A 25,491-nucleotide genomic window follows, 5' to 3' on the forward strand; every position below is an offset into this window, starting at 1 on the left:
AAGTTGGTGGAAAAAATGGCAAAAAAGGATAGAAAAGCCAAACTAAAACAAGCGATGACAATTGCCAAGCTTTACTATGAAGAAAATCTTGGGCAAACTGCGATTGCCGAGAAGTTGCAGGTGTCCCGACCAACAATTTCGCGGTCTTTACAAATTGCTAAAGAAGAAGGTTTGGTTAAAATTAAGGTGGAAAATCCTTTTGTCGATTTTCAAACTTTGGCAGAAACTTTAAGCAAAAAATATAAAGCAAATATTCAAATTGTCCCTGACCAATATCAATCACAAAAAACAATGCTTCATCGACTAGGCGCCTATACTGCATTGTATTTAACAAAGATTGTACAGCCAACAGATATTATTGGTATTGGTTGGGGTAAAACGATTCATTCGGTGACGTCCCATTTAGAAAAGCAGGAGATTACAGGGGTTCAAACTGTCCAGCTAAAGGGAGGCTTTAGTTTTGATCATGAAAAAACTTACGCCTATGAAAGTATTAATGAATTAGCTAACGCTTTTAATGCCCAAGCACAACATCTGCCTCTACCGACCTTTTTTGATGAACGAACCACTAAAGAATTTGTTGAACAGGACCGTTTTATTCGATCAATTCTGAATCTTGGAAAAAAAGCGAATATTGCGTTGTTTACAGTCGGCTCTGTGCGTAAAGACGCTTTACTTTTTAATTTGGGCTACTTAGATGAAAAGCAAAAGAAAAAGCTGCGAGATAAGGCTGTAGGCGATATTGTCTCACGTTTTATTGATGAACAAGGACAGATAGTTAACCACGAGTTAGATCATCGCACAGTTGGCATTGAGCTAACAGAATTGCAAAAGAAAGAGCATTCAATTCTGGTTGCTGGTGGCGCTAAAAAAGCTGCGGCAGTCCATGCCGTATTAAAAGCAGGTTATGCTAACTATGGGATTTTTGATTCAGTTTTGGCGCAAAACTTGATAGATTATGAGCTATAAAATAGAGCGTTTGAATACTAAGCTAGGTTGAGCAATTCATTGTTTATCCTAGCTTTTTTAGCTGATTTATTTAAAAAGTAAGTGAATTTGTGTATCCTTATATAAAAAGGGAGCAGTTCCATGAGAAATTTATTCAGGAAAAAAAGAATCAATATCGTTTTATTTATTTTACTCCTGCTTGTCATAATTTTTGCTGTAATATTTTACTTTAATGCTAGGTCAAGTCCTGATAATGAGAACGAAGGCGTAACGGCTAGTGATACACGAATTGCTGCTGTTGGCGATAGTATTACCTATGATATGTATATCGCAGCGACCGAAGGCGATTTCTATCCTGAACAATTAGAGAACTTACTAGGAGAAGGGTATGCAGTGCGCAATTTTGGCGTGTCAAATTACGCTGCGCAATCCTCTAGCGACTTTCCTTATGAAACGACAGAAGAGTATGAGGAAAGTTTAGATTTTAATCCAGAGATTGTTATTATCATGTTGGGAACCAATGATACAAAGGCAACTAATTGGAATGGTGCAGATCAATTTAAAGAGGAATATGAAGCACTTCTTAAAAACTATCAGGATCTAGCAAGTGTTTCCAGGATTATCTTAGCTTCCCCACCGCCAGCTTTTATTGAAAGTGACGTCATCAGTGGTTCCATTGATTCGGGTGTTGTTATTAACGTGCGAGATGTAGTAGAAGAAACAGCTGATGAGTTCGGACTAGAATTTGTCGATGTCTATGAAGAAATGAGGGGTCATTCAGAATACTTTCCCGATGGAATTCATCCAGATGAAGAAGGTTCTGAGGCACTAGCAGAGATTTTTTATCAGCAAATCACCAAAGAAGAATAAACATTGTATTGCAAAAAAACACCAATAATTATTTGTTAAACAATGTCTAAATTGCACGTTGCTTTCTTGATAATATCTAGTTAAACCTATTCTCTCAGTAATACTGCTGTTTTATGTTTTTAATTAAAAAAACATGCTATCTTTTTAAGTTTGTAAGTGATATCATTAATAAATAAAGAGCGTTGGGACGCACAAAAGCACATTGTGTATAATTCTCCAAGATTCTTTCTCAACGCTCTTTTTTAAAATCGAAAGAGAAATAGCATAAATTTAAAGGTTTTAGAAAATAATTATCACAATTTATTCATATTTCTTCGTTACATTATAAGCATACCAACGAAACAACCCTAATAAACACTTTTTCATTTTTAACTCCTTTCCCGTCAGTAGTTTGCTGACGGGATTTTTTTAGCTTTTTTAGGAAAACGCTGATTAATCAAAAAAATTATCAGTATATTCGTTATTTTCAGACAATTCTATTGCAATTTGGATTTGCTTTCGTTATAATAATCGATAAATAAAAATTCTGAAAATTTTCAATTTAACTATAGAAAATAGCAGAAACCCTATTATAATGTTTTAGGAAATTTATAGGAGTTGAAAGGAAGCGAAAATTATGGAAGAAGCTCTAACACCGAAAAGGTTTTTGAATAAAATATTAGCAGGAACAGCAACAGGAATTATTGTTGGTTTAATCCCGAATGCGGTTTTATCTGTCATATTAGGAGCCTTTGGCGATAATTCATTTGCAGTGACTTGGACTCAGGCGACGGAACTTTTTCAAATTGCAACCCCTGCAGTTATCGGTTTTTTGATTGGATTACAATTTAATTTAAATCCGATGCGGATGTCTGTTGTCGGCGTTGCGGCTTTAATTGGCTCTGGTTCAATTCAATTTAATGATGAAGCAGGCGCGTTTATAGGTGCTGGTACTGGTGATATCATCAATACGATGATCACAGCAGCAATTGCTGTAGGTTTAATTTTATTAATCGGTGATAAATTTGGTTCAGTTGAAATTATTGGTACTCCTATTGTTGTTGGTACTGGAGCAAGCTTAATCGGCCTTTATTTATATCCTTATATTACTGCTATCTCTGCAGCTATTGGTACAGCTATTAATACATTTACAACTTTACAGCCGGTTTTGATGAGTATTTTGATTTCTTGTTCATTTGCTCTATTGATTATTTCCCCAATCTCAACGATTGCTATTGGTCTAGCGATTCAATTGGATGGCGTTGCTGCCGGTGCCGCAGCAATGGGTGTCGGCGCGACGACTATTGTTTTAGTTGTTAATTCATGGAGAATTAATAAATCAGGTATTACCATCGCAATTGCTTTAGGCGCAATGAAAATGATGATGCCAAACTTGTTCCGTAAGCCCGTTATCTTAGTGCCATGCTTTTTTACAGCTATTGTAGCTGCTCTTCCGGTAGCATTTTTAGGTATTACAGGAACACCAGCTTCTGCCGGTTTTGGTTTAGTAGGTTTAGTAGGTCCTTTTGCTGCGATTGATGGTGGACAAGCACCTCTTATGGCGCTTATCTGTTGGATCGTTATCCCAGCTGCTGCAGCAATTGTTTCGCAATATGCTTGCGAAAAAGTGTTGAACTTGTATAAACGACAAGAAGTATTTGAGTTTTTAGGATAACATTTTAAAAAAAAATAACGAAAAAAGAAATTCTGCAAAGCTACTATAATGGCTTTGCAGTTTTTTGTTGCGAATTCTGTAGCTCTTTTTATTTTAATTAAATTTTTTGAACACATGTTATAATAAAAGAGGCTAGAATAATAACAAAATAGATGAAGCAATTTATATTCATTTTTTGAAAGTTATTTGGAGTAAAAATATGTTGGAAAGGCAGTGTAAAAACTTGGAAACAAATGTTGAACAGGGAAAAGCCAAAAATACTGTTGGTATTATTTTCGCATTAATGATCGGCTATTCTATGGTATATATGGATAAGACTATGATTTCTACCGCAATTATTCCAATCGCAGCAGAATATAATTTAGCGGCGAACCAAACGGGTTTGATTATGTCATTATTTTTCTTAGGTTATTCATTGATGCAAATTCCAGGCGGTTGGCTAGCAGACAAAATCGGTGCAAAAAGGGTACTATTACTATCTTTAGGAATTATTGCATTCTTTTCATTTGCTTTTGGTGCAGTGAGTAGTTTTATGTTATTTCTGGTCATTCGATTTTTTGCTGGTGTAGGGCATGGAGGTTACCCACCAAGTTGTTCAAAAGCTGTGGCGGAAAACTTCGCGCAAGAACAACGTACTTTTGTGCAATCTTTAATGTTATCCACCTATGGTATTGGTGGTGTTTTAGCATTTACGATAGGGGCTAATTTAATCAGTATGAACTGGCGCTATGGTTATATAGCATTGGGATTATTATTTGTAATATCAATTATTTTGGTGACGCTTTTTGTCCCTAAAGATTTAGCTGTAAAAAAAGGTCCCGTGCAAAATTCAGCCTCGTTCAAAAAATTATTGAAAGATCGAAATGTGTTGATCTTATTTTTGGCGATGCTTTTAATTAATATCGTCATGTATGGGAATATGTCATGGTTGCCATCTTTTTTGGAACAAAAATTTAGCTTAGACATCACAACAATTGGATATTTACTTTCAACTAACGCTGTATTCCAAACCTTGGGAACAATTTTTGCTGGTTCAATTTTGACAAAAATATTTTTGGGTAAAGAAAAAGGCTTTATTTTTACTATTTCTTTGATATCTGCTGTATTGGTTTTGTTATTTGTATTTTCTAATCATTTGATTTTTTCAATGGTGGCATTAATCTTACTTAGTATGATTGTAGTTTCGGGTTTTACGGCGATTTTTACTTTACCACACAAAATTATGGATGAGCATTCTATAGGCTCTGCCATTGGTATTGTTAATACTGGAGGTACATTAGGGGGATTTTTATCTCCTATGATTTTAGGTCAGTTGATTGAAATAGGAAATGGGTCATTCATACTTGCTTTTGGCTTTCTATCAGTAGTAAGTATCGCCTGTGGTCTGACAATTTTAGTTGTAAAAAAATAAAGGAACGTTATTATTTATGAAAGATACAAAACAAGAAATTGATAAACTGATTGAAAAAGAAATCTTAGCAAAGTAGTCTTCTTAGTTTATTAAAAAACATTTTATATTCACGAAAAAAGTTACAGAAATTAACTTTACATCAATTTCTGTAACTTTTTGAATTTAATTCACACTTCTAGCCAGTCATATTCTAAGAGTTGATAAGAATCTTTATCAATAGGAAGCCATAGATCGGCCTCTGCAATTTTTAACATGATCTCCCAAAAGACTGTATCTTTACGCTCAGCCATATTAAGATTTAAATAAAGATAATGTCCGTTGCTATCTCTGGCGATAATAAATGGATAAAACACTTTCCTTATTTGTACGGAAATAACATTAGATTTTGTTAGCATTTTAAACGAACACGTCCTTTCTTTATCGCTATTACAATAGATACTGTAAAATAATGAAATTAAAATAGCTAGTTAAGTAATGATAACTTTATTTAGTTTAGGGTAATTTAAAAACCTAGGAAAATTAATGAAAATAAACGTAAGATAAATTAAACATTCGTATGGTTTTCTTTATTTTAGCTCTAGGTAAAGGAATGCTACAATTTAAATAGAGGAGGAATTTTCATGAAAAGACAAGATGAGGTAAAGGTTCAAGCGCTTTATTTTATGGATGATGGGTCAATTCCTAACAATCCTCAGTTTCCTCTACTTATTTACAAGAGTGTTATGGAAGCAGAGGACGAGGCAATGCAAGTCCTTTATCAGAACCATTGGTCAAATGCTTGGCGCAATGGTGTATTTCCTTATCACCATTATCATAGCAACTCACATGAAGTTCTCGTAGTTGATAGTGGGAGTGCATTGTTACAAATGGGTGGTGAAAATGGCGAACAGTTAGAGGCCCAACAAGGAGATGTATTCATTTTACCAGCAGGTACAGGCCATAAATTGCTGGAAAAACAAGCTGATTTTTCGGTTATTGGGGCTTATCCCAATGGACAGGATTATGATATTTGCTATGGAAAAAAAGAAGAACGTCCAGAAAAATTGAACAATATCAATGAAGTTTTGAGGCCTAATAACGATCCAATTTATGGCAGACAAGGAACACTATTTTCTTATTGGCATTGATTATGTTAAAAGCTAATATTTCTGCTACTGTTATTAATAATTTAATTTAATCAAAATAGTTTCGTCACATATTTTTCATAAAAATTAGTTACATTATAGTTGTACCAACGAAGCAACCCTATAAACACTTTTTCATTTTAACTCCTTTCCCACCAGTTACCCCCTGGTGGGTTCGTTTTTTTATAGTAATTGATATTGAAGCAAATCTGTAAACCAAATAAAGTTTTAATTTTTATTGAATTAAAATAAAATGATCATAATTTGTTCAAAAAATTTGTTTATATTAATCATTGTACCAACGAAACAACCCTATAAACACTTTTTCATTTTTAACTCCTTTCCCGTCAGTTACCCGCTGGCGGGTCTTTTTTTGTTGATTTTCTCTCCGTATTTTTAACTAACGTTATGTTATAATAAATGCAATTCAAAAGAAAAGGATGAGCGTGGAAAATGAAAGTTAGAAAAGCAGTTATTCCAGCGGCTGGTTTAGGAACGCGTTTTTTGCCGGCTACTAAGGCAGTTGCTAAAGAAATGTTACCAATCGTAGATAAACCTACGATTCAATTTATTGTAGAAGAAGCGATGGCTTCAGGGATTGAAGATATTTTGGTTGTCACAGGTAAAGCCAAACGTCCAATTGAAGATCATTTTGATGCAAATATAGAACTCGAACAAAACTTAAAACGAACAGGCAAAACTGAATTACTGAAGTTAGTAGAAGAAACAACAGATATCAACCTACATTTTGTACGTCAAAAACGTCCGTTAGGTTTAGGTCATGCTGTTTTACAGGCTAAAGCATTTGTAGGCGACGAACCTTTTGTGGTAATGCTAGGTGATGATATTACCAGCAATAAAGTTCCTTTGACCAAGCAGTTGATCAATGATTACGAAAAAACAAAGGCTTCGACATTAGCGGTGATGTCTGTTCCACATAAAGACACCTCAAAATATGGTGTGATTGAACCTAATGGCGAAGTAGACAAAGGTTTATATGACGTGAATTCATTTGTTGAAAAACCAGCCCCCGATAAAGCCCCCTCTAATTTGGCTATTATTGGACGTTACCTTCTAACACCAGAAATTTTTGATTTGTTAGAAAAGCAGGAACCTGATCAGGGTGGTGAGATTCAATTAACAGATGCTATTGATGAATTAAATAAAACACAACGTGTATTTGCGCAAGAATTTAAGGGAAAACGTTATGATGTAGGAACTAAAATTGGATTGTTAGAGGCAAATATCGAATACGGTTTGCAACATCCAGATACAAAAGAAGAGCTAAAAAGTTATTTAAAAGATATGTCAACTAAACTTTAAAAAAATGAGCTTTGTGATGATGATGGTCACAGAGCTCATTTTTATTAATCGCTTTCATTTTTTTGGCAGGAAATTTTCATTAAAATATTTTTCAATAACCATAGCATCGTGGATTTCTTGGTATTTTTGATAAAAGTCATTGGCAAAGCCTGGGATATGTTGATATTGTACATCTCTAGTAACTTTTCTGGTGATACGGGTGGAACTGATACCTAAATATTCCAGTAAATTCATTGTTACATTGATCGGTTGGTTTTCAATATCACGCTTGACAATTCCATGAATTAAAAATCCCCGCTTCATTCGATTTAAAATTGCGCGTTGTTGGCGATCGATTTCGATATTAAAGCAATTGGTCAATTGAATAATCGTGCGTGCATTGTTTGCTTTGAAAAATAATTCTTTAATTTTCCCAGGATTAATCCAGCTGTAGGTCGTAGGGCGAAAATCTAGACTAAAAGGAACTAAACTAAAGTCATGATTAGCAATTGGCATGGTATGAATGTTTTTATTTAAAAATACTTTCATCGTTTTTTTATAACTTTCCATTTCCATATGTAAGTGTTGTTTTAAAAATTTTTCAGCTAGTAAATTAGCTGAATTGTCAACTTCTCTTATGGTGTCTTTATAAATGATAAATGATTGCGTGTAGTGTTTGCCGTAAGGAAGAATAGCATAAATTTCTTCTTTAAAATTAGCCTGATTGCTAGTAGCGATTTCTTTGTGTAATAAATCTAAATCAACTGGAAAATAAGGTTGGCTAAGATGGAAGGCAGGTAGCTCGTTTAACTTTGGATTGAATTTTTTCTCTAGTTGTCTTTGATCATTTTGGGGAAGTAAAGCGTTCTTCATTATTTCTCTCCTTTCTTAAATTACATCTATTATATAATAAAAATGAAAAAATTAAAGAGGTGCATAAAAAAATTCAGTAAAAAGTTTAATATAAAGCTTGTAATTTACTAACGTTTAATGCAAGAATATAAATAGAGTATTAGGTGTTGTTGAATTTGTTGGAGGAGTGAGAAAATGAAATATTGTAATCATTGTAAAAAGGAGTATTCAGACGATCATAATTTTTGTGAAGTTTGTGGTAAAAAGCTGGTAGAAAAAACTGAATCCCAAAGTAAAGGCAACATTTGCCCTAATTGTGGTAAAGAAAACCAAACAACTGCTCGTTTTTGTGAATCTTGTGGCACAAGTTTACAAGCAAGTAGTAAAGCAAAAGAAAAGAAAGAAACTTCGAAAGTGCTTACTGCTTATTATAAACATAAAAAATTATATAATACTTTATTAGCTGGTTTAGTAGTTTTGCTTATAGTTAGTGTTGGGTTATATAAATATGGAGAGCATTATTATTCCAAAGAGCAACAAATAGAACGTTATCAAAAGATATTAGCAAAAAATGATCCTGAAGAATTAGCTGAAACGGTTGTTTCTTCAGATAAAAATTTTAAACCCAAAGCGGATAATTTAAGTACATTTACTAATTATACAAAAGATAACAAAGACTATAGCAATTATATCAGTGAGAACTTGCAAAATATAAATGATAAGAGTCAAGACCTTTATTTGAAAAAAGATGGCAAGTATTTCTTTTTGTTTGATAAATACGATCTGGTCTTACAACCTTTTTATCTTGATGTGAACACTAATGTTGAGAATATGCAACTAAAAGTAAACGATAAAGATCAAGGAACATCTGATAATGAAGATTACACTTGGAAATTAGGTCCACTAGTTCCTGGGGCTTATCAATTAGATGGTAGTTTTCAAAGTAATGGTCAAGAAGAAGAAATTGAACAAAAAGTTGATCAAGTGAATCGTGAAGGTTTAGAAGATGATAGTAGTCGAGAGCTATCTTTTGCAGCTAAAAAAGTGAAATTTGACGTCGATTCGGATATTTCTTCTGGAGAGCTACTGTTTAATGGACAATCAGTGGGTACTATTAAAGATGGGAAGTTAGAAGGGGCTGGCTTTATTTGGAATGAGGATGGAAACTTGCAGATAAAGCAAGAGCTAGGTGATTTAGAATTACTTTCAACGCCGCTAGATTTTGACGGAGATGAATATTTGGAAAAAGACTATAGTCAAGACCAAAGCATTTTCCAACCCGAAAGTTTTCATATTGTTCCAGACACGAATGCGACAAGTGGCGACTTTTATATTAATGATAAAAAGGCCGAAACCTTCGATAAGGAAGATGACATTTATAGTATAGATGTCGTTCCAACCCAAAAGCCTTACAAAGTACAACTTAAGCAAAGTTTTGAAGATGAAGAGATCAATTCTGATACCGAAACAGTTGAACCCACGGATTATGTCGACAGTACGGCTTATGTCACTTTAGATGTAGAAGAAGAAATCGATGAATTTGATATTGAAAGTCGATTGGATGATCTGTATTTTGATGTCTCTGATTATACGGATGAAGATTTTGACTTTGAAGATGAAGAGACGAAGTCATTAGCCGGTTATTTTTCTGGCGGTACGGATAATGAGGAATTTATCGATTTTAAAGATAACTTTATTGGCCCCAGTCGAAAGTCCGATAAAAAAGATTATGTGGTGTGTTATTTGCAAGAAGTAGAAGACGTCACGCGTACAGGAGAAAATAGTTACGATGTACAATATGTTGTCAATTATGATACTTATTATGATGATGATACAGATCATAATAATCAGTATTTCCGCTATAAAAAGGCGAATTTGGTCGTAGAAGATGAAAATATACGTATTAAGGACCTTGGTGGCGCCGATAATTTTGAAGAGGTCGCAGCCAGTGATTATGAATAAGTAAATTAGGGGGAGTAAAAATGAAATATTGTATTAATTGTGGTGCGCAAATAAAAGATGAAGCGAAGTTTTGTCCAAACTGTGGTCAAGACCAAACAAAAGAAGTAGATAATGAACAACAGACAGAATCGTTTACAGAAAAAGAGGCTGTTAAACAAAGTCTTGCTATAGGGAAAAGTTATTTTGGTTATTTTATGGAAAAGTTACGACGTCCCAATGCTGACTTGACAGGAAACTTGACCTATTTTGGTTACATTTCTTTAGGAATTTATTTATTATTACAAGCTTTATTAACAACTATGGTTATTTCAAGGGGATTGAGCGCAATTGATCAATTTTTTGGGCTTATTGGGGCTTATGATTATGGCTATGATCCCTTTTCCTTCAATGAGAGTTTAGGAGGTAGTTTGGGAATTACTTTCTTTTTACGTATACTTTTCTTTTATGTATTAATTTTAGTGATCACCATTGGAATTACCTATGGGGTTGAAAGACTTAGCTTGAAAAGCCCAGTTTCCTTTAACCAAACAGTTAATCAATTGGCAAACTTTTTAAGTGGTATTAATCTATTTTTACTACTCTTCACCTTTGGCTTATTTATTCGTTTATTTTCACCAATATTTTGTCTAATTATTATGTTACTTGCAGTTTTATTCTTTCAATCTTCGATCATTTTTGTTGTACAACGTAACGCAGATAATAAACAAGCTAAAATTGCTCCTTTTTACATTGTTTTACTCGTCTTTGTTTTAAATTCAATCGTTAATTGGTTTTTAACAATAGCGACAATTGGCTAAGCTTATATTGCACATTCTAGCTCTAGACTTTGCTGTTTAGAGCTTTTTTAACAATATTTTTTGTTCAATATAACACAAATATAAATCTTTATTGAAAATAAATAAAAAAATATTGAAAAAACTATTGAATTTATAAGAGGGAAAGTGTATTATAATAAGTGAAATATTTCACATAAAGAACCGACGGCAATAATTTTTATTTGGAGGGAATCATTTATGGAAAAAGCAGTTCAAGTAACAAAAGAACAAGTTACGGTAAGTGAAGAAACAAAAGAAGAAGCTGCTCGTAAGTATACTGATACGTTAGTAGAAAAAGCTTTACAAGCAGAAAGAGAATTCGCTACATTTACTCAAGAACAAGTTGATAAAATTGTGAATGCCGCAGCACTTGCTGGTTCTGAAGCTGCATTAGAATTGGCTCATGAAGCAGTAGATGAAACAGGTCGTGGTGTTGTTGAAGATAAAGATACTAAGAACCGTTTTGCCACAGAAAATGTCTATCATTCCATTAAAGATGATAAAACAGTAGGCGTGATTGGAGAAGATAAAGTATTAGGTAGTGTTGAGATTGCTTCACCTTTGGGCGTTTTGGCAGGAATTGTTCCAACAACCAATCCGACATCGACAGCGATGTTTAAGTCTTTGATTTCGTTGAAGACACGAAATGCGATCGTTTTTGCTTTCCACCCTCAAGCGCAAAATTGTTCAGCACACGCCGCAAAAATTATTTATGATGCAGCCGTAGCAGCAGGTGCTCCTAAAGATATTATTCAATGGATTGAAAAGCCATCACTTGAAGCTACCAGCTCATTAATTCAAAATTCAAAAATTGCTTCGATTTTGGCAACTGGTGGTCCTGGTATGGTGAACGCTGCTTTAAAATCAGGAAATCCATCTATGGGTGTAGGACCTGGTAATGGTGCGATATTTGTTGATCATACAGCTGACACGAGTCGGGCAGTAGAAGATTTATTACTTTCGAAACGTTTTGATAATGGAATGATTTGTGCTACAGAAAATTCAGTAGTGGTAGAAGCGCCCGTTTATAAAGAATGGTTAGAAAAGATGGAAGAAAAAGGTGCGTATGTTGTACCAAAATCTGACTATAAAAAAATTGCCGATTTTGTTTTTAATGATAGTCACGGCGTTAATGGTGCAGTAGCAGGCATGCCAGCCCGCTGGATCGCTGAACAAGCGGGTGTAAAACTGCCAGAAGGAAAAGACGTCTTATTGTTTGAATTAGATCCTAAAAATATCGGAGAAAAACTATCTTCTGAAAAATTATCACCTCTACTTTCTGTTTATAAGGCAAAAGATCGCGCGGAAGGTATTAAAATCGTTGACGATTTGTTAAATTATCAAGGGGCAGGACATAATGCAGGGATTCAAATTGGTTCTCAAGTGGATCCTTTTGTGGAAGAATATGGCGACAAAACAAAAGCTTCCCGACTTTTGGTGAATCAGCCGGATTCAATTGGCGGAATAGGCGATGTTTATACAGATGCATTGAAATCAAGCCTGACCTTAGGAACAGGATCATGGGGGAAAAATTCATTGTCACATAATTTATCAACAGAGGATTTGTTAAATGTTAAAACTGTAGCAAAACGACGGAACCGTCCACAATGGATACGTTTACCGGAAAAAATTTATTATGAAAAAAATGCTATTTCTTATTTGCAAGATGAATACGAAACAATTGATCGTGCCTTTATTGTAGCCGATCCGGGAATGGTTCAATTTGGTTTTGTTGATAAATTATACGAACAATTAGAAATCCGTGATAATATTGTAAAAACTTCAATTTACGGTTCGGTAAAACCTGATCCTACGCTAGGTCAAACGATTGAAATTGCTCAACAAATGCACGCCTTTAAACCAGATACAATTTTAGCCGTCGGTGGTGGATCTGCTTTAGATGCAGCCAAAATTGCACGTTATATTTATGAATACTCGCTTGATCAAGAAGATGGCTTTTTAGATAGTTATGAAAAAGTGAGTGAAGTTTTCGTTCAATTACAACAAAAATTCTTGGATATTCGTAAAAGAATTGTGAAATTTCATCATTCAGAACATACAAAATTGTTTGCTATTCCAACAACATCTGGTACAGGTTCTGAAGTTACGCCATACGCAGTAATTACTGATGACCATACACATGTGAAATATCCTTTGACAGATTATGAATTGACACCGCAAGCTGCTATTGTCGACCCTGAGTTTGTTATGACCGTACCAAAACGTACCGTTGCTTTATCGGGGTTAGATACTTTATCGCATGCTCTAGAATCTTATGTTTCCGTGTTGTCATCAAGTTTCACGCGGCCTTGGGCTCTAGAAGCTATCCAATTAGTTTTTGATAATCTGGTAGAATCTTATAATTATGATCCGAAAAATCCAACTTTAGAAGGCGAAGCAGCTCGCGAAAACATGCATTATGCAGCGACACTTGCAGGTATGTCTTTTGCCAATGCCTTTTTGGGAATTAACCATTCAATCGCGCACAAAACGGGAGGCGAATTCGGACTCCCTCATGGTTTGGCTATCTCTATTGCAATGAAACATGTTATTCGTTTTAATGCAGCTAGTGGTAACGTAAAACGGACACCATTCCCACGTTACGAAGTCTATCGCGGACAAAAAGATTATGCTGACATTGCTCGCCACTTAAATTTGAAAGGCTCAACGGATGCAGAATTAGTTGAATCGCTATGTAAGAAAATTGACGAGCTGATGAAAGCAGTTGAAGTAGAACCAACACTTTCAGCCAATGGAGTTAAGAAAAAAGACTTTAATCAATCACTAGATAAACTTGTTGATTTAATCTATAACGATCAATGTACTTCGGCCAACCCACGACAACCATATTTAGAAGATCTAAAACAATTGCTGATTGATCAATTCTAAAAAATATGCAAAAGCGGCTAAGATAAATGACTTAGCCGCTTTTTTTTGACTAAAATTTCAGCAAATAAGGAAAAGTAACCCTAGAAACGAGCCAAGCTAGAGTAGGTTGTCAAAAGTAACTCTAGAAAATAAAATAGTAGCGGCTAAGAAAAAAGTTAGTTTCGGAAGATTGAAAAAGTTGATTAACACAAAAATTTTTACTTCAAACAAAAAAGCACCGAAAAAGAAAATTCTTTTTTGGTGCTTTTTTGTCGTAAACTAAGGTTTTAACGCTATTTTCAGTGAGCCGTCACCTTTTTTAACCTTTTCAAATCCTTCTTCAAAATCGGAAAGAGGGAGTATGTCGGTAACGACGCCTTCTGTTGGTAGCGAACCATCAGTGATGTGTTCGATAACCCAAGGATAGCAATATGGACTCAAATGGCTTCCAAGTAGATCTAATTCTTTACGATCGGAAATGATACTCCAGTCCACAGTAACTGGATCTTTAAATACTGAAAATTCAACAAACGTTCCTAATTTTCGAATAGAATCTAATCCTTGTTCAACAGAAGCGGGGTGTCCTGTAGCTTCGATATAGACATCACATCCATAACTATCCGTCATTTCTTTTATTTTAGAAACAACGTCTTCTTTTTCAGGATTCATAACAATATCAGCGCCAAATTTTTTGGCTAGTTCTAAGCGGTCGTCTTTCATGTCGAGTACAACAAGAGTACCCAAGGTTGTTTTTGCTAAAGCTCCGACCATTCCAAGTCCTAAAGTTCCAGCACCAGATAATACAACAAAATCACCGAATTTAATATTGGCTCTTTCAACTGCGTGAAGACTACAGGAAAACGGCTCAATTAATAATGCGCTTTCAATAGGTAGCTCATCAGGTACACGATAGTTTCTACCTTCTTTGGTGAACTTCATATATTCAGCCATTCCACCATTAACATTATTTTGGAAGCCGTACAGATCGTGTTTTTCGCACATCCAATACCTTCCACTTTTACAGAATTTACATTCACCGCAAGGAACAATTTGTTCTGAGGTTATACGATCGCCGATCTTAAAATCATCTACGTTTTTTCCTAAAGCTGCTATATGCCCAATAAACTCATGACCAGGGATCATTGGAGCTTTAATATAGGCGGGTTGTTTTTCGTCGCCCCAAAAACTTGGAGCACCGTCATAAGCTTTTAAGTCTCCGGCACATATACCACAAGCTTCTACTTTTACAATGATTTCGTCTTCATTTTCTAACGTTGGCGTCTCCACTTGTTCATAACGATAATCACCAGGTGCGTAAGCAACAACAGCATTCATTTTCTTAGGAATTTCCGACATCTAATTTCCCTCCTAAAATTTTTAGTGCGGAGAAATGTATCCCCTTTCACTATATCCATTTTAATATATAAACTTTCATATGTCTATCAATTTTTGTTATTTTATATTTTTTTGTAAATAAATAATAAAAATCAACAAATGATTGCTTTGAGATACTGTTTAATTAGTTAACAATGACGAATAATATAGAATATTCTTCCATTTCCGACAAAATAGTATTTTAATAAAACAAAAAAGTAAGTTATCCAATTAAAAAAACAATACTAAATAATAAATATTGACAATTTTTGCTATTAATTGTATGATGAAAGTACTATAAGAAAGCGCTGTCTATCGCCTGCAGCTGTTTTCAAATAATAAAAAAAGGAGAACAACGATGAAATTCTTTTTGGATACTGCAAATGTAGAAGAGATTAGAAGAGTGGAAAAATTAGGCTTAGTTGATGGTGTTACCACCAATCCAACATTGATTTCCAAAGAAGGACGTCCTTTTAAAGAAGTTATCCAAGAAATAGCTGGTTTTGTAGATGGTCCGGTAAGTGCTGAGGTTGTTGGTTTAAAAGCAGAAGAAATGATTAGTGAAGCGCGGAAATTGGCGGCATGGGGAGATAATGTTGTTGTCAAAATTCCAATGTCAGAAGAAGGACTAAAAGCGGTTTATACTTTGGCAAAAGAAGGGATTAAGACGAATGTGACATTAATTTTTTCTGTCGCTCAAGGCTTGATGGCAGCTAAAGCTGGCGCGTCATTTATCAGCCCATTCATTGGTCGTTTAGATGATATTGGAAAAGATGGAGTGGAGTTAGTGAGTGAATTAAAACAAGTGATGGAAAGCTATGGTTTCAAAACTGAGATTATTGCTGCAAGCGTTCGTCATCTACAACACTTAGAAAGTATTGCCTTAACGGGTGCTGATATTGCGACAATTCCTGGTTCAATCTTCCCTAAATTATGGTCCCATCCACTAACTGATAAAGGAATCGATGACTTCTTAAAAGATTGGGAAACATACGAGAAAAAAATGAAACAATAATTTGGCTAGTTGTTGATATTTTTAGGGTTAGAATGATTGCTCCTTAAAGTGAGGAAATGTATAGTCACAAACTAGTTTCAAATGGATACCAACTTTTTTGTAGTAGAAGGGAGATAAATATGATTGGCATTATCTTGGTTTCGCATAGTAGTAAAATTGTTGAAGGATTACTAGATATGATAAAAGAGATGGTAAATATTGGTTCTGAAAATGAATACGTATTATTAAAGACGGCAGGCGGAACAGAAGATGGTCGTCTGGGAACGAGCGGCGTTACCATTTTCGAAAAGATAGAAGAATGTAACGCCTGCTCAGATATCTTTATTTTTTGTGATATGGGGAGTGCTTATCTGAGTGCTGAAATGGCACAAGAATTATGTGAGCCTGAAATGGAAGAAAAAGTTAAGATTGTCCATGTACCACTAATAGATGGTGCTTTTTGTGCTAGTGTCCAAGCTTCCATTGGAAAAAGTGGCGAAGAAGTTATGCAAGAATTGGATGAAGAATTTTCTCTTGTCATGTAATACAAAAAATTGTAACCGCTCACTCTTTTTTTAGATAATGAGAAATTACACAACTAAAGGTATGTTCAATAGTGTAAAAGGCCTTGTAAAATTACCACCAAATCAGCGCAGTTTTTGAAAGTAAATTAAAATGGGGAGAGATCAGAAATATGAAAAGAATTATAAATGATGGTTATGACGTAGTCGAAGAAATGTTAGAAGGTTATGAAGCTGCGCATAAAGATACTGTTCATTTATTGGACGACGATAAACGAGTATTAGTAAGAAATAAGCTATCTGAAACACCAAAAGTAGGAGTAATCGTTGGAGGAGGTACCGGCCATGAGCCTTTATTCTTGGGATATGTAGGAGAAGGCTTTGCGGATGCTTCGGTAATGGGAAATATCAACACCTCTCCTTCGCCAGAACCTTGTTACAATTCAGTGAAGGCAGTCGATCAAGGAATGGGATGTATCTTCTTATATGGCAACTATCAAGGAGATGTCTTAAATTTTGATATGGCGGCAGAAATGGCAGGAGATGATGGAATTCATGTGGAGACTGTGCTTTCTACTGATGACGTGGCTTCTTCAACTGAAAAAACAGAGCGCAGAGGAATTGCTGGTGACGTGACAACGTTTAAAGTAGCTGGAGCCGCAGCAGAAAAAGGTTATGATTTAGATGAAGTGGTTAGAGTTACCCAAAAATCTAATGATAACACCTATTCGATGGGCGTTTCGCTTTCTTCATCTACCTTACCAGTTACTGGTGAAGCGATTTTTCATATGGAAGAAGGGGATATGGAAGTCGGTATGGGAATTCATGGAGAACCAGGTATGGGTGTTTCCCAAATAAAAACTGCTGATGAAATTGTAAATGAATTGTTGGAACATATCTTAGAAGATTCTAACATTGCCAATGGCGATGATGTCTTAGTTCTGGTTAATGGGTTAGGCGCATTGCCATTAATGGATCAATATATTTGTTATCGTAGAGTTGATCAATCCTTGAAAGAAAAAGATATTAACATTAAAATCTCCTGGGTAGGTGACTACTCAACCTCTATGGACATGGTGGGGATGTCTGTTACATTGGTTCATTTAGATGATGAATTATATGAACTATTGTCTGCTCCTTGTGATACTCCATATATGAAACAATAAATAATTGAAGAAAAGAGGAACTTTAATGGCTAGTGATGTCATGTTAGACCTAAATTTTTTTATAAAGGTAATTGAAGATATGGGGAAACTTACTGAAGAAAACCGAAATTACTGGACTAAATTGGATTCTGATATTGGCGATGGTGATCACGGTATTAATTTAAGTATAGGTTTTCGAGCAATAAAAAAATATATGGATGAAACTGACTTGAGCAATACAGACATAAAAGGCTTTTTAAAAAAGGTTGGTATGACTCTTTTAGGAAAAGTTGGAGGAGCTTCAGGTCCTTTGTATGGTACTTTGTTTATGAAAATGGCAAGTCCATTAACAGAAGAAACAGAAGTAACGAGTGAACAATTGGCCGAGATGATCATCCAGGGTATTGAAGGAATCGAAAGCCGGGGTAAAGCAACCGTTGGCGAAAAAACAATGGTAGATGCATTAGAACCAGGTAAACAAGTACTGGCTGAAAATAAAGCAACGATAACTACAGAAACTTTAAATGAGTTCGAAGTAAAAATGCAAGAAGGAGCAGAGTCGACTATACCTATGGTTGCTAAAAAGGGACGTGCACTACGTTTAGGTGACAGGGCAATTGGCTATAAAGATCCAGGAGCAGAATCTTCCCAAATGTTGTTAAAAGTGCTAGCAGATCATCTATCACAAAAAATAAGTTAAAGAAAGAGGCATGAGTGGGTATAACATCCCTTGTGTCTCTTTTTTAGGAGGTTGGTTAAAATGAAAAAAATACGGGCGCCCTTTTTTATGTTTAATCCTAAGTCATATCTTTATGGCGAGAAGCTATATGAACTAGCTAAATATGCGGATCAATTAGCAGAGCAGTATGAAATTAATGTTTTTGTGACGGTCCCTTTTGCAGAAATAAAAATCGTGAATGAAATAACAGAAAATATAGTAATAACAGCTCAGCATATGGATGTCCTTGATCCTGGTCGTGGTATGGGTGCAACCTTACCTGAATCACTGTTCTTTGCTGGAGCCCGTGCTTGTGTATTAAATCATGCAGAGTATCCACTGCATTACTCGGTTTTGGAAAAGACAATTAAACGAGCAAAAGAATTAGACATGGTAACCATTGTTTGTGCCAGTGGTTATAATGAAGCTAAAGCGGTGGCACTTCTTGAACCAGAAATCATTCTTTGCGAACCGACTGAATTGATTGGTTCAGGCACAGTTAGCTCAGATGATTATATAAAAGAAACAATATCTGCTATTAAAAAAACAAATCAGAAGATTTATGTAATGCAAGGCGCAGGGGTTAGTACAAGCGAGGACATCAAGCGAAACTTGGAGTTAGGGTCAGATGCTAATGGTGCAACTAGTAGTATTACAACTGCTAAAAATCCTTCTATAGTTTTGAAAAAAATGATCGAAGCGACAGCTAAGTATAAGACTTAAATATGTAATTAGACATTTAGTTGTAAGTAAAAAAGCTCTACATACAATTTCAAATGAGTGAAAAATTGTATGTAGAGTCATGCTACAGAACAGTCAAGCCTGCTTTTTTATAGCTATCGGTTACTTTTGAGTCAGCTTTTGAATCTGTTATAAAATAATCAATATCAACTAGACTGCCAAAAGTAGCAATCGAGGAATTTTCTAATTTCGAATGGTCAAGTAAAGCATAAACGGTTTTGGCATGTTTTACCATTATTTTTTTTAGATCTACTTCATATAAATTAAAGTCCGTTAATCCTTCTCCCATATTAAACGCATGAGCAGAGAAAAAAGCAGCATCGACATTTAATTTTTGCAGTAGAGATTCTCCTAACGTTCCTTGAATTGCATTTGAGTTACCTTGTACAACTCCGCCTATTAAAATGGTTGTGATAGTTGAATTATTTTTTAAAATATTGGAAACATTTAAACCATTAGTTAAAATCATTAGGCGCATATTTGTCTCATTAATCAGCTTGCCTAATTCAAGTGATGTCGAGCTAGCGTCCAAAATAATACAACTGTTTTCTTTTACAAATTGAAAAGCTTTTTTTGCAATTTCTGCTTTTTCAGCAGGGTTTTCTTTTTCCCTAATTCCAAAGTTGATGTTTAAACTTTTATTATTTGTTTTTTCATCTAAGGAAGTTGCTCCGCCGTGTGTTCGTATTAACAAACCTTGCTTGTTAAGAAAATTCAAATCCGAGCGAATAGTAGCGGGAGAGAAAGCTAGCCAATTAGTTAAGTCTTTAACAGAAACGCTTTTCTCTTTATTTACTATATCAATTATTTTTTTATGGCGCTCTTCGGTAAACAAGATTTCCAACCTCCTTATTAGTTTAGTTCCTTAACAATAGTATAATTGATTGACAAGAAAAAGTAAAAACTAATATCTGCCATTTTTGTTTTATAAATAAAATGATTACAAATGATAATTAAAAATATTAAATGATAGACAAATGATAGACAATGATATACAATGAACCTGAAAGGAAAAGGAGGGGAATTAAGATGGGTGTGGATAATGTCAATAAGGCGATTGACCGTACATTAAGAAACACAGTCCATAGAGAAATCGGCTGCTTTACAGACGAAGTCAACAAAGCGGAAAAAATCTACTTTTTAACCACAGTTAGCTCAAAAAGGATTGCTACTTTTTTTGATTCTATTAAAGCGCTACCTCTTTCCGAAAATAGGAGTGACATAACTGACAGAGATTTGTTGATTGTTTTTGATTCAGAGTTAAATGGCAACAGTAGATTTTATGATTTAGCGGCGTCATTTAAAAATTCAAGTGGTCATGTTGCAGGAATTGTAGTTGATCGAAAATTAGATTATATAGCCTATGTTGATGAACTATTAGGGATTAATATTAATCAAGCGGATATTGAAAAATATGAAGTAGATCAAATTTTTGGAAAAACTGTTGATGTATTATTAGATGAAGTGGACAAAAAAGTGCTTCATTTTGAGGCTAAGTAAATTGTTTAAGGAGTGTGAAATAATGAAGATCGGAATTGGTGCAGATCATAATGCTTATGAAGCGAAAGAAGAGTTGAAAAGATATGTTATTGATGAACTAGGGCATGAAGTAAAAGATTACGGAACTTATTCCGCTGAGGCAGTCGACTATCCAGGCATTGCTTTTAATACAGCTACAGGTGTTAAAAATGGAGAAGTTGAACGTGCAATACTTATTTGTGGAACAGGAATAGGTATGGCAATTTCTGCCAATAAAATTAAGGGAGTAAGAGCAGCACAAGTTCATGACCCATACTCAGCAGAACGTGCACAAATGAGCAATAATGCCCAAGTGATTACCTTTGGCGCGAAAATCATTGGCGTTGATGTTATGAAACTATTAGCTAAGGAATATTTATCCAATACTTTTGCCGGAGGAAATTCTGAAAGAAAGGTTGATCAAATTAGTGCAAGAGAAGAGGAAGAAGTTGAATATGCTAAAAATCACTCTTGCTAAATTTTTAACTACAGCTAGAAGAAAATGAGCTTGTTTTCAGTAAGCGAAATTTATGACTTTTTGTTATAAGGAAAAAGGTATGAGAGCGCACTTTTTCGTGTTCATTGTTGCGTTCACTGGGTGTGCTCTTTTTAACTATCCAATGAATAGAATATTCTGGTTAATTTTTGAAAGCATTTAAGTTAAATCAGCATTTTGTAAGCGCATGCATATCGGTTTGCGTTTCAGTGATATAGAAAAGATATAGTTTTACTTACTTAGTAAATATTTTTTAGAATCAAAAAAATGTCCGGGAGGAATGTAAATGTCTTTAGTTACGATATTAGCTGCTTTTGGTGGGGGTGTGTTTGGTGCACTGATTGGAGGAACAACTGCTTTTATATTCACCGGATTTTTAGGTTTAGCTGGGGCAGCGACAGCCGTTGCATCAGGGAGCACACTGATTTTAGACTCCGTGGCTTTCGGTCCCTTTTTTGGTCCACATGTAGCCTTTGTTGGTGGAGTAGCAGCGGCGGCATATGCTGGAAAGATAAGTAAAAAGCGTTTAGAAAACGCAGATTTTCTTGAAAACCCCGTAAATGCGAAAACAGTCCTTGGAAAACATCCAGAAAAAGAGAAAATTTTTGCCGAAGACGATCGACATGTAGATGGAGCAGATGCTACCGTACCACTCTTTAAGACAACCGATCCCTTGGTACTTGTTGTGGGTGGTTTATTTGGTATTTTGGGACTGTTTGTAGATTATGTCTACGGTGTTATCTGGAACATTCCAGTCGATACTGTTGCTTTAACGGTAGCCACTTTTGCAGTGATTACTCGTTATGTTTTTGGTAATACAGGTTTAACAGGGATGTTTCCTTCAAACGAACAGCGTTTCCCCTTTTCTGGGAAAATGATGCTTTTTAATGCACTTTGGGGGTTTGCTTTATCAGGAGTCGTTGGCTATACTGCCATTGCATTGGGTGTTGATAACATCGGGTTTTCCATTAGTGCAATGTCGCTTATTTTCTTATATTTTGGATTAAAATTTCCTGTGTCTCACCATGTGTCAATGGTCGCAGGTTATGCAGCGATTGCTTTTGCAAGTCCATGGTTAGCAGCCTTGTTTGGATTATTTGCTGTTATTACCGGAGAATATGTTGAACGTCTATTTAACACACATGTTGATACCCATGTTGATATGCCAGCGATTACCATTGCACTTTGGAGCTTTATTATTCTAGGAATACTTGTGTAATTTTAGCATCCAGGAGGGGACGATTTCTAAGATGGTACTGTATTATTAATATCTAAAACTTGAAACCTACTTTTCGATACGTATCCCTTGGTATACCAAGGATCTCATGCACAAAATTAACTTCAACCTGCTTGCTTGAGCTGTTTTTGTATAGAGGAAGGTAGTTTTTCAAGGAACTGTTCGATAATGTTATTTAATACGGCTTCATCCAAAACATATTCATCCGCAAAAGCTTCTTGGAATAAAACGAGTAATTGCAGAATGGCTTCCGATACAGAAAGCTCGGAAAGCTCATCAATGAGAAGATAAAATAACTCGCCAAGCGTTCGGTCGTCTTTACTTTCACGTTCTTGCACCGCTAGGATCATATAACCGATAGCTACCAGTGTCGTATGCGCAAAGATCCCGTCATAAGAAATCCCTTGGTACTTGGCTAATTTTAAGTATTGTTTGCACATCTTGAAGTAGACTTCCACCGACCAGCGTCTAGCATAGAGCTGAATGATCTCGTCTTCGGTCAGATCGATATCGGTCGAAGCTAAGACCAAATAGTCGTTTCGTTTATTGCGATTGCGAATATATACCAACTTAATGGGAAGGATTTTCCCTTCTACGACAGCTTCTACTTGGACACTCAAAAGATAGCGAGAACGACCGCGGCGCTTTTTATTTCGTTTGAAGATTTCTTTGACATCCATCTTTTGGCCTTGATAACGGTAGTAGATCTTTTGACTACGTTTGACCATCGCTACGCAGTGGCATTTCAGGTCACGGATCTGTTGGAACATTTTGGGACTGGAAAACCAAGTATCGAATAAGACATAATCCGCATGGATCCCTTGGTTCAAAGCCGATCGAAGCAGTTCCAGTGTCACTTCTGTGCCTTTACGAAGCGCTTGAGCTTTACGTTTCCCCCTATTCGTGCGTTGGTCCCCGATATCAAGATCAGATTGGAGCTTTCTTTTCCCGGAGAGCAAGGAAAAAGCGGCGGGGACAAAGCTGTTGCCATCACTCCAGCCTAATTGTAAATAACGAAATCCTTTGAAATATTTTTTCTTGGCATGGTCGTATTGTAAAGCGGCACATTCCACTTTTTTCGCATTCGAGCGGGTATACATGGAGTCATCCACGATAAATGTGGTTTTTCGGGCATCACCCGTCAATGGACGTAGGAAAGTAATGACGGATTTAGCCACTAAGATCAGTAATTTTTGCCAATGAATGTGCGGATCATTCAAGACATTGCGAAAGGTCTTATCCGAAAAAGACAATTGTTCCTTCTGCTTTTGGTAAAACCGATAGGTAGAACCGTTGGTAAAGATCGAGGCCAATAAAAAAGAAAAAATAACAGGAACCGAAAAACCCCTTTTATGGACTGCGTTTGATTTTTTCAACGCAGAAGCTACATGGAACCGATGAAAAAAATCAGACACAGAGGTAGAAATTTTTTCTGAATTTGACGTTTTTTGTGTTATAATTGACATGGCATGAACACTCCTTGGTTATTGGTTTTTTGGTAATTCTATTATACCAAGTTTTGAGTCGTTCATGCTATTTTTGTATCAAAAAACGTTTATTTATCAAGGGATGAACTGTATTTTTGAACTTTCAAGTTTTAGTTACAAAGTTAGAACTTAACACTTTTGTTTCACTAATTATTACTTCCTTTGTTGTTGCCTTGCTTCTAGGCATACCTCTTGATGAAGTTCCAACAACCATTACTGATGGATTGGGCTCGCAATTAGGAGATCTAGCTATTATTTTTGGTATGGGATCAATGCTTGGAAAACTTGTTTCTGATAGCGGAGGCGGGCAACGGATTGCCCATACTTTGATCGATAAATTTGGTTATAAGCGTATACAAATCGCTGTCATTTTGGCTTCTTTCATTATTGGTTTAGCCTTGTTCTTTGAAGTCGGTCTGGTTGTATTGCTTCCTATCATCTTTATTATCGCCCGTGAGATAAGGATGCCTTTAATGGAGTTGGCTATACCAATGGCTGCCACATTGAACGTGATGCATGGTTTTATACCGCCTCATCCTGCACCAACTGCTATCGCAGGCGTTTTTAATGCAAATATTGGGCAAGTCATTTTATATGGTGTCATTGTAGCTATTCCGACGGTTATTATTTCAGGCCCGGTATATAATCGATTTTTGCGAAAAAGGTTCTCCCAAATTTATCAAGTAAAAGACGAGATTCCTGCTTTAGGCAAAGTAGAAGAGTTTGATTTAAATAAGACCCCGAAGTTTGGTATTAGTGTTTTTACAGCCATGATGCCGGTTATTTTAATTGGCCTTTCAACAATTTTGGAATTTATCATTTCTGAACAGACAGTTGTTTATCAAATTGTTAACTTTATTGGAAATCCAGATTTCGCTATGTTGTTGTCGTTACTATTTGCTATATATACGATGGGCATTCATCAAAACACTAGTATGAAAGAAATAGGCGATACCTTAGAAAATGCGATCGTTCAAATTGCCGGTATGTTACTTATCATTGGTGGTGGCGGCGCTTTTAAGGAAGTTTTAGTTTCTGGCGGAATTTCAGATTATATTTCTGGTATTTTCTCTGGACTAAATATTTCGCCATTGCTTGCTGCTTGGCTAGTAACAGCAATTTTACGTGTAAGCCTTGGTTCCTCAACAGTTGCGGCTCTTACGGGTGCCGGCTTAATGGGTTCTCTCATTGCTTCTACTGGAGCAAATCCAGCATTGATGGTTCTTGCTGTTGGTGCGGGTAGTGTATTTGGTGGACACGTGAATGACGCAGGCTTTTGGATGGTAAAAGAATATTTTGATTTTTCTCTAAAAGAAACCTTTACAGCTTGGACGCCATTAACTTGTGTTATTGGGGTGGTTGGTCTGTTATCTGTATTGACTCTATCTATTTTCGTATAAATGAATTGTAACTGTCTGAATTGATTTTGCCGTTGTTTATTGTTTTTTATTAGC

General features: G+C 35.5%; 23 protein-coding genes. 18 read left to right on the plus strand and 5 right to left on the minus strand.

Annotation, left to right across the window (positions count from 1 at the left end; translation table 11 throughout):
* Positions 1-15 precede the first annotated feature (15 nt).
* From AC806_RS02625 to AC806_RS02640, 4 genes are all read left to right on the plus strand, one after another.
* Positions 16-969: a sugar-binding transcriptional regulator gene (locus AC806_RS02625; RefSeq protein WP_014123941.1), complete on the plus strand. Its 954-nt coding sequence runs from the start codon at positions 16-18 to the stop codon at positions 967-969.
* Between the two features lie 120 nt (positions 970-1,089).
* Positions 1,090-1,818 (plus strand): GDSL-type esterase/lipase family protein, encoded by a 729-nt coding sequence (locus AC806_RS02630; protein WP_014123942.1) that lies wholly within the window; start codon positions 1,090-1,092, stop codon positions 1,816-1,818.
* Between the two features lie 616 nt (positions 1,819-2,434).
* A complete protein-coding gene (locus tag AC806_RS02635; protein ID WP_061841070.1) occupies positions 2,435-3,472 on the plus strand; it encodes a PTS sugar transporter subunit IIC in 1,038 nt (345 codons plus the stop codon).
* 223 nt (positions 3,473-3,695) lie between these two features.
* A complete protein-coding gene (locus tag AC806_RS02640) occupies positions 3,696-4,883 on the plus strand; it encodes an MFS transporter (RefSeq protein ID WP_418361194.1) in 1,188 nt (395 codons plus the stop codon).
* A 167-nt stretch (positions 4,884-5,050) separates the two neighbouring features.
* On the opposite strand, the gene AC806_RS02645 is transcribed toward AC806_RS02640, so the two are convergent.
* The gene (locus tag AC806_RS02645; protein WP_014125471.1) at positions 5,051-5,278 is read right to left on the minus strand and encodes a hypothetical protein; all 228 of its coding nucleotides are present in this window, start codon (positions 5,276-5,278) and stop codon (positions 5,051-5,053) included.
* 225 nt (positions 5,279-5,503) lie between these two features.
* Here AC806_RS02645 and AC806_RS02650 point away from each other — a divergent pair, with 225 nt between their 5' ends.
* Together AC806_RS02650 and galU are read left to right on the plus strand one after the other, a co-directional pair.
* Positions 5,504-6,010, plus strand: a complete 507-nt coding sequence (locus AC806_RS02650) for a cupin domain-containing protein (RefSeq protein ID WP_069028729.1) — start codon at positions 5,504-5,506, stop codon at positions 6,008-6,010.
* Positions 6,011-6,460: 450 nt separating this feature from the next.
* On the plus strand, positions 6,461-7,330 hold the full coding sequence (gene galU, locus AC806_RS02655; RefSeq protein ID WP_069028730.1) for a UTP--glucose-1-phosphate uridylyltransferase GalU: 870 nt from the start codon (positions 6,461-6,463) through the stop codon (positions 7,328-7,330).
* A 54-nt stretch (positions 7,331-7,384) separates the two neighbouring features.
* Here the strand turns inward: galU and AC806_RS02660 are convergent, their stop codons facing one another.
* Positions 7,385-8,182: a hypothetical protein gene (locus tag AC806_RS02660; protein WP_014125468.1), complete on the minus strand. Its 798-nt coding sequence runs from the start codon at positions 8,180-8,182 to the stop codon at positions 7,385-7,387.
* 174 nt (positions 8,183-8,356) lie between these two features.
* Between AC806_RS02660 and AC806_RS02665 the strand changes: the two genes are divergently transcribed.
* The 3 genes from AC806_RS02665 to adhE all read left to right on the plus strand — a co-directional run bounded on the left by AC806_RS02665 (position 8,357) and on the right by adhE (position 13,827).
* On the plus strand, positions 8,357-10,123 hold the full coding sequence (locus AC806_RS02665; protein ID WP_061841072.1) for a zinc ribbon domain-containing protein: 1,767 nt from the start codon (positions 8,357-8,359) through the stop codon (positions 10,121-10,123).
* A gap of 20 nt (positions 10,124-10,143) precedes the next feature.
* Positions 10,144-10,920 (plus strand): zinc ribbon domain-containing protein, encoded by a 777-nt coding sequence (locus AC806_RS02670; protein ID WP_014125466.1) that lies wholly within the window; start codon positions 10,144-10,146, stop codon positions 10,918-10,920.
* A 216-nt stretch (positions 10,921-11,136) separates the two neighbouring features.
* Positions 11,137-13,827, plus strand: a complete 2,691-nt coding sequence (gene adhE / locus AC806_RS02675) for a bifunctional acetaldehyde-CoA/alcohol dehydrogenase (RefSeq protein ID WP_061841073.1) — start codon at positions 11,137-11,139, stop codon at positions 13,825-13,827.
* A 258-nt stretch (positions 13,828-14,085) separates the two neighbouring features.
* Here the strand turns inward: adhE and AC806_RS02680 are convergent, their stop codons facing one another.
* Positions 14,086-15,162, minus strand: a complete 1,077-nt coding sequence (locus AC806_RS02680) for an alcohol dehydrogenase catalytic domain-containing protein (protein ID WP_061841074.1) — start codon at positions 15,160-15,162, stop codon at positions 14,086-14,088.
* A gap of 376 nt (positions 15,163-15,538) precedes the next feature.
* Here AC806_RS02680 and fsa point away from each other — a divergent pair, with 376 nt between their 5' ends.
* The 5 genes from fsa (at position 15,539) to AC806_RS02705 (ending at position 19,281) form a co-directional block, all read left to right on the plus strand.
* Positions 15,539-16,195, plus strand: coding sequence for a fructose-6-phosphate aldolase (gene fsa / locus AC806_RS02685; RefSeq protein WP_061841075.1), 657 nt, complete (start codon positions 15,539-15,541; stop codon positions 16,193-16,195).
* 119 nt (positions 16,196-16,314) lie between these two features.
* Complete coding sequence (gene dhaM, locus AC806_RS02690; protein WP_061841076.1) at positions 16,315-16,719, plus strand: dihydroxyacetone kinase phosphoryl donor subunit DhaM; 405 nt, start codon at positions 16,315-16,317, stop codon at positions 16,717-16,719.
* Between the two features lie 149 nt (positions 16,720-16,868).
* Positions 16,869-17,861 carry a dihydroxyacetone kinase subunit DhaK gene (locus tag AC806_RS02695; RefSeq protein ID WP_061841077.1) on the plus strand — a complete coding sequence of 331 codons (993 nt, stop codon included), beginning with the start codon at positions 16,869-16,871 and terminating at the stop codon, positions 17,859-17,861.
* Between the two features lie 25 nt (positions 17,862-17,886).
* Positions 17,887-18,540 (plus strand): dihydroxyacetone kinase subunit DhaL, encoded by a 654-nt coding sequence (gene dhaL / locus AC806_RS02700; RefSeq protein ID WP_061841078.1) that lies wholly within the window; start codon positions 17,887-17,889, stop codon positions 18,538-18,540.
* A gap of 60 nt (positions 18,541-18,600) precedes the next feature.
* Positions 18,601-19,281: a triose-phosphate isomerase gene (locus AC806_RS02705; RefSeq protein WP_061841079.1), complete on the plus strand. Its 681-nt coding sequence runs from the start codon at positions 18,601-18,603 to the stop codon at positions 19,279-19,281.
* A gap of 82 nt (positions 19,282-19,363) precedes the next feature.
* Here the strand turns inward: AC806_RS02705 and AC806_RS02710 are convergent, their stop codons facing one another.
* Positions 19,364-20,134, minus strand: coding sequence for a DeoR/GlpR family DNA-binding transcription regulator (locus tag AC806_RS02710; protein WP_061841080.1), 771 nt, complete (start codon positions 20,132-20,134; stop codon positions 19,364-19,366).
* Between the two features lie 194 nt (positions 20,135-20,328).
* Here AC806_RS02710 and AC806_RS02715 point away from each other — a divergent pair, with 194 nt between their 5' ends.
* From AC806_RS02715 to AC806_RS02725, 3 genes are all read left to right on the plus strand, one after another.
* The gene (locus tag AC806_RS02715; protein ID WP_061841081.1) at positions 20,329-20,799 is read left to right on the plus strand and encodes a hypothetical protein; all 471 of its coding nucleotides are present in this window, start codon (positions 20,329-20,331) and stop codon (positions 20,797-20,799) included.
* Positions 20,800-20,821: 22 nt separating this feature from the next.
* Entirely contained in the window at positions 20,822-21,295 is a 474-nt protein-coding gene (locus AC806_RS02720) for an RpiB/LacA/LacB family sugar-phosphate isomerase (protein ID WP_069028731.1), read from the plus strand.
* 304 nt (positions 21,296-21,599) lie between these two features.
* Positions 21,600-22,532, plus strand: a complete 933-nt coding sequence (locus AC806_RS02725) for a DUF7973 family transport facilitator (protein WP_061841082.1) — start codon at positions 21,600-21,602, stop codon at positions 22,530-22,532.
* 122 nt (positions 22,533-22,654) lie between these two features.
* Here the strand turns inward: AC806_RS02725 and AC806_RS02730 are convergent, their stop codons facing one another.
* Positions 22,655-24,016 carry an IS4-like element ISTeha4 family transposase gene (locus tag AC806_RS02730; protein WP_069028732.1) on the minus strand — a complete coding sequence of 454 codons (1,362 nt, stop codon included), beginning with the start codon at positions 24,014-24,016 and terminating at the stop codon, positions 22,655-22,657.
* Between the two features lie 116 nt (positions 24,017-24,132).
* Here AC806_RS02730 and AC806_RS02735 point away from each other — a divergent pair, with 116 nt between their 5' ends.
* Positions 24,133-25,437, plus strand: coding sequence for a gluconate:H+ symporter (locus AC806_RS02735; protein ID WP_061841252.1), 1,305 nt, complete (start codon positions 24,133-24,135; stop codon positions 25,435-25,437).
* The last annotated feature ends 54 nt before the right edge of the window (positions 25,438-25,491 follow it).

The sequence above is a fragment of the Tetragenococcus halophilus genome, assembly GCF_001712815.1.
In the GTDB taxonomy this organism is placed as follows: Bacteria; Bacillota; Bacilli; order Lactobacillales; family Enterococcaceae; genus Tetragenococcus; species Tetragenococcus halophilus.

Coding starts and splice junctions, on each gene's coding strand:
- AC806_RS02635 (WP_061841070.1), top strand. CDS start 2,435: ATGGAAGAAGCTCTAACACCGAAAAGGTTTTTGAATAAAATATTAGCA.
- galU (WP_069028730.1), top strand. CDS start 6,461: ATGAAAGTTAGAAAAGCAGTTATTCCAGCGGCTGGTTTAGGAACGCGT.
- dhaL (WP_061841078.1), top strand. CDS start 17,887: ATGGCTAGTGATGTCATGTTAGACCTAAATTTTTTTATAAAGGTAATT.
- AC806_RS02670 (WP_014125466.1), top strand. CDS start 10,144: ATGAAATATTGTATTAATTGTGGTGCGCAAATAAAAGATGAAGCGAAG.
- AC806_RS02680 (WP_061841074.1), bottom strand. CDS start 15,162: ATGTCGGAAATTCCTAAGAAAATGAATGCTGTTGTTGCTTACGCACCT.
- dhaM (WP_061841076.1), top strand. CDS start 16,315: ATGATTGGCATTATCTTGGTTTCGCATAGTAGTAAAATTGTTGAAGGA.
- AC806_RS02645 (WP_014125471.1), bottom strand. CDS start 5,278: ATGCTAACAAAATCTAATGTTATTTCCGTACAAATAAGGAAAGTGTTT.
- AC806_RS02665 (WP_061841072.1), top strand. CDS start 8,357: ATGAAATATTGTAATCATTGTAAAAAGGAGTATTCAGACGATCATAAT.
- AC806_RS02650 (WP_069028729.1), top strand. CDS start 5,504: ATGAAAAGACAAGATGAGGTAAAGGTTCAAGCGCTTTATTTTATGGAT.
- AC806_RS02695 (WP_061841077.1), top strand. CDS start 16,869: ATGAAAAGAATTATAAATGATGGTTATGACGTAGTCGAAGAAATGTTA.
- AC806_RS02730 (WP_069028732.1), bottom strand. CDS start 24,016: ATGTCAATTATAACACAAAAAACGTCAAATTCAGAAAAAATTTCTACC.
- AC806_RS02630 (WP_014123942.1), top strand. CDS start 1,090: ATGAGAAATTTATTCAGGAAAAAAAGAATCAATATCGTTTTATTTATT.
- AC806_RS02625 (WP_014123941.1), top strand. CDS start 16: ATGGCAAAAAAGGATAGAAAAGCCAAACTAAAACAAGCGATGACAATT.
- AC806_RS02715 (WP_061841081.1), top strand. CDS start 20,329: ATGGGTGTGGATAATGTCAATAAGGCGATTGACCGTACATTAAGAAAC.
- fsa (WP_061841075.1), top strand. CDS start 15,539: ATGAAATTCTTTTTGGATACTGCAAATGTAGAAGAGATTAGAAGAGTG.
- AC806_RS02725 (WP_061841082.1), top strand. CDS start 21,600: ATGTCTTTAGTTACGATATTAGCTGCTTTTGGTGGGGGTGTGTTTGGT.
- AC806_RS02705 (WP_061841079.1), top strand. CDS start 18,601: ATGAAAAAAATACGGGCGCCCTTTTTTATGTTTAATCCTAAGTCATAT.
- AC806_RS02720 (WP_069028731.1), top strand. CDS start 20,822: ATGAAGATCGGAATTGGTGCAGATCATAATGCTTATGAAGCGAAAGAA.
- adhE (WP_061841073.1), top strand. CDS start 11,137: ATGGAAAAAGCAGTTCAAGTAACAAAAGAACAAGTTACGGTAAGTGAA.
- AC806_RS02660 (WP_014125468.1), bottom strand. CDS start 8,182: ATGAAGAACGCTTTACTTCCCCAAAATGATCAAAGACAACTAGAGAAA.